The 3,576-nt window shown below is 36.8% G+C and carries 3 protein-coding genes and 1 pseudogene; all 4 read right to left on the bottom strand.

Translation table 11 applies throughout. The features are described 5' to 3' along the window. Window positions 1-196 (bottom strand): annotated as a pseudogene (locus ACY2V1_RS06250) (S-layer homology domain-containing protein); the annotation flags it as partial. An 18-nt stretch (window positions 197-214) separates the two neighbouring features. After that, window positions 215-1,579: a hypothetical protein gene (locus tag ACY2V1_RS06245; protein WP_461833939.1), complete on the bottom strand. Its 1,365-nt coding sequence runs from the start codon at window positions 1,577-1,579 to the stop codon at window positions 215-217. Window positions 1,580-1,622: 43 nt separating this feature from the next. Next, complete coding sequence (locus tag ACY2V1_RS06240; protein WP_461833938.1) at window positions 1,623-2,582, bottom strand: hypothetical protein; 960 nt, start codon at window positions 2,580-2,582, stop codon at window positions 1,623-1,625. 2 nt (window positions 2,583-2,584) lie between these two features. After that, window positions 2,585-3,576: hypothetical protein (locus tag ACY2V1_RS06235; protein ID WP_461833937.1), on the bottom strand; the 992-nt coding region annotated here is incomplete at its 5' end.

Genomic DNA, 3,576 nt, shown 5'->3' with positions numbered 1-3,576 from the left:
AATCTTTGTCTAGATAAATTGCCCTATCAAAATGATTTCTTGCACCTTCTATGTCCTGTTTCTCTACAAGTTGCATTCCCATTAAATAATGATGCATAGGATTGTCTTCTAAAGAGATCCCTTTGGGCTTTTTGGGACCACAAGCACCCAGAAAAAATAGGGTTACAATTGTTAAAATACAACATAATTTTCTCATAAAACCCCTCCTATTGTTTTAATTTTTTTCCATCTCAATCATGGCTTTTAAATAATTTCTGTACTTTGATACTTGATACTCTTGAGCAATGGTATACCCAACTACCTCAAAGTAAGTCAGAGGCAAAGCAATTAATTGTTTAGCAATGTTTTTATACCTCCTTTCATAAAATTTTCTGTCTTGTTTTGAAAATACACCCTTTTTAACAAGAAAGGGATAAGTCACAAAGGCCCTTGTAAGGTTCATCTTTTTCATTGTAGCCGCATCATTAATAATCTTCACTGTAAGGTTCAGAATAACAGACATATTTTCTGCAAAACTCCTGTCAATATAATCCACTATTTCTTTTAACTTCTTAGCTTTTTTTATGTTTTCCTTAGTTACATATAGATTAGAGAGTGCCTGTTTATACAATTTCTTCTGCAAGGCCTTTTTTATTTTTAAACTTTTCATTAAATCTGATTTTTGTTTTCTAAGTGCGGCTTTTTCCCCTTTGCTTAAAGATTTATCCTGCAATTTTGCCTTAACAGCCTCAAAATCTGCTTTTAGCATCATGGTTTCTTCGTCTATCCTCTGAATCTGCATCCTGAGTGAAGGAGACAACAGGGAATAAAATACCTCTTTAAATGTACCTAGTTGTTCACCTTTAACTGCTCTAAAGCAACTGATCTCAACAGGAAGATCTGCCCAATTTTTAATGCCACCACGTCTATATAGATACCTTGTCAACATAAATTCAGTTGGTCTATTAAAAAAGCCACATTTTTTATAGAAAATAGAGTGTTTAATTTTCCTGCAAACCGAACTGCCATAAGATGCGTCATTAAAGTTTTTTCTAAAGTAATAACAATTACAACCAAATGGGACATAAGAGAGAACTGATTTTGCGTGCTCAAATTCAATACCTAAATTCTCACACCCTTTTATAAACATCCTGGAGCCCAATGCTCCTAATGCGCTATACAATACATTCCCCTTTGACATAGACAAAATACTTGCAGCGTAAAGATCTACATTATATAAGTCATAAAAAGAAAAATCCCTTTTTAACAACTTCTTTAGACAATCATTGTATTTTGTCCTATTCCTCTTTTCCTCTTCCGTTAAATGACTAGTCTGATAATAACTATTTAGGATTTCAGGCCAGTTGTCTTCATAAGACACTGGCATACGCTCGAGCATAAATTGGTTAAGCTTTACTATTGCAGCAATCTCGTTGGCCAGGGTAATGTCTATTTCTGCCTCTATGAGGGGGTTTTTATTTTTTGCCCCCTCTTCTCCAGCCATAATATTGGCAACATTACCTACTGACATAACACCACCAGTAGCGCATCCACCTACGAAGAAAACCAAAATTACTATTAATAATTTTCTAAAAGCCATAGATGATCTCCTCTCTCAATTCAAAATTACTGAGTTGAAAAAATTAGTAACCTGTAGGAGTTTTAAACTCTTCCAATAATCTTTTGGTCTTTTTTTGTCTCTTTGCTGCAGAAAATGCAGTATTTAATTCATAGGATACATCTCCCATGGCCTTTTGAATATCCATATCCCCGGGTTTCAACATGGCTGCCCTGCGATAATATTTAAGTGCTTTGGTTAAATATTGTTGCTGGGTATTCATATCATTGGCATTATTCCAGGCCATACACTCTAGTGCCACTCCTGTATTATAAAGAACATTAACATCCTTACAAGCAGGGCTATCAGCAATTGGTTTTAACACCTCATATGCCCCTATACAATTTCCCGCATTTATCATATCAGCAGCACCTTTGGCCATTCCGCTCATACCTTTAACTGGTCTGAGTGTTGTTGACTTAACTGGAACAAATTGCCTCACTACCCGTCTAACAGCCTCTTTAATAAGCTTTTCTTTTATTCTCAAAACAGAAGGAAGCTTATCCTTTCTGTATGCCGGCTGGACATAAGTCTTTTCTATTAAAATTGGATCAGCCGTAGAACACTCTAGCATTCCAGCTTGTCTCACAGAAAAATTTGCCTGAAATACACCGTAGCGCTTTACCACACCACCTTGACTTTTTGTTGTAACATAAAAGTTTACAACCCTAATGCTGAGATCTGGGTATTCACCTTCCATTGAAGATACAGTAATAGGATTTATAAACCTTGTTTCTCCAAGTACTGCTCTGGCAAATTGGGCTATTAGATATTTGTCTTTTTTAGATACATTTCCACTAATAGTGTCCGCTCCTACATACATATAAGAAATGCCACTATCCCCACCAGAAGAGCACACAAGCCCTTCTTTTACTGTATTGGGGTGATATACATTAACCAATGCACCCCTTGAGCTCACTTGAGTGGTTGCACAACCAGTGGCAAAAATGAAAATTAATATAAAAGCAAGCCAATTTTTTTTCATGGTTAATACCCTCCTCCTGCACCAGAATAACTTCCTTCAAATATGACCCTTGCCCCAGAGACTTCTGCTGGAATTAACCCAAGAGCCTTTTTCTTAAAACTCCTCCTTAAGATTCGTCTTACTGATGTTGGATCAGCTTCATTAAAGATCTCAACCTCCATGTAACTTCCTGTTTGTCTTGAAATCCTGTATCTCCAACCCAGTTCTTCTAACACGTCTTCAACTTTATCTTGCTGATTTATATTTATATTCCTGAGTATCAACATAACGAATTTGGCTCTGGCACCGCTAAAACGTCTCACTATTTTCCCAATCAGACGATCTACCACTCTTGGACCTATCTTTATAGCTACTCTTGCGACCCCATCCTGCAGACCATATTCTCCGCCTCTGGTTATGGTCTTGCCCCTATCCTGTACATTTGCAAAAAGCTCACCTGTAGTACAATCATATGCTTTTAGAGTAAGTGTTGCATAGATAAGATAATACCCATCATTGGTTGGTCTTTTTCCTGCGTCAAAACTAACAATAATTACAGCATCTCCTGTTTCCTGTCTTGCAATATTTATTGCAGTCTCTTCATCCACAACCATTTCAGCTGCTCGTCCCCTGATCCTCTTTAACTGGGACGGCAAAAATACTCTAAATCCTTTACCCGACAATCTGTCCTCAATTAAATCCATCACCGATTGTACTGCTTTTGAGTTATATGGAAGATCCAATCCTGTCCTGGGCTTATACAAAACCACAACCTTTCTTTCATCAAATTTGGTTTCTTGAAATGTACGCTGAAACCGTGGATCCTCCATAAATTGGTTCACAGCGTTCTTTAATTTAAAATCATCTAAAACAACATTTAATTTAACCTTATAAACCTCAGTTACAGGGTCTTTACCTTCTGCAATCACATTATAACTCTTCACATAGCCGGCACTGGCTGAGGTAATCCGATCATAAATCAACTTTCCCTGAGAAACATTGGATGTTGAAGTAA

This window comes from Desulfothermus sp. (assembly GCF_053993635.1).
This window is presented reverse-complemented; position numbering and strand designations above follow the sequence as displayed.

What these genes read in the sequence shown, in the direction of transcription:
- ACY2V1_RS06245 (WP_461833939.1), bottom strand. Translation starts at nt 1,579, where the DNA reads ATGGCTTTTAGAAAATTATTAATAGTAATTTTGGTTTTCTTCGTAGGT.
- ACY2V1_RS06240 (WP_461833938.1), bottom strand. Translation starts at nt 2,582, where the DNA reads ATGAAAAAAAATTGGCTTGCTTTTATATTAATTTTCATTTTTGCCACT.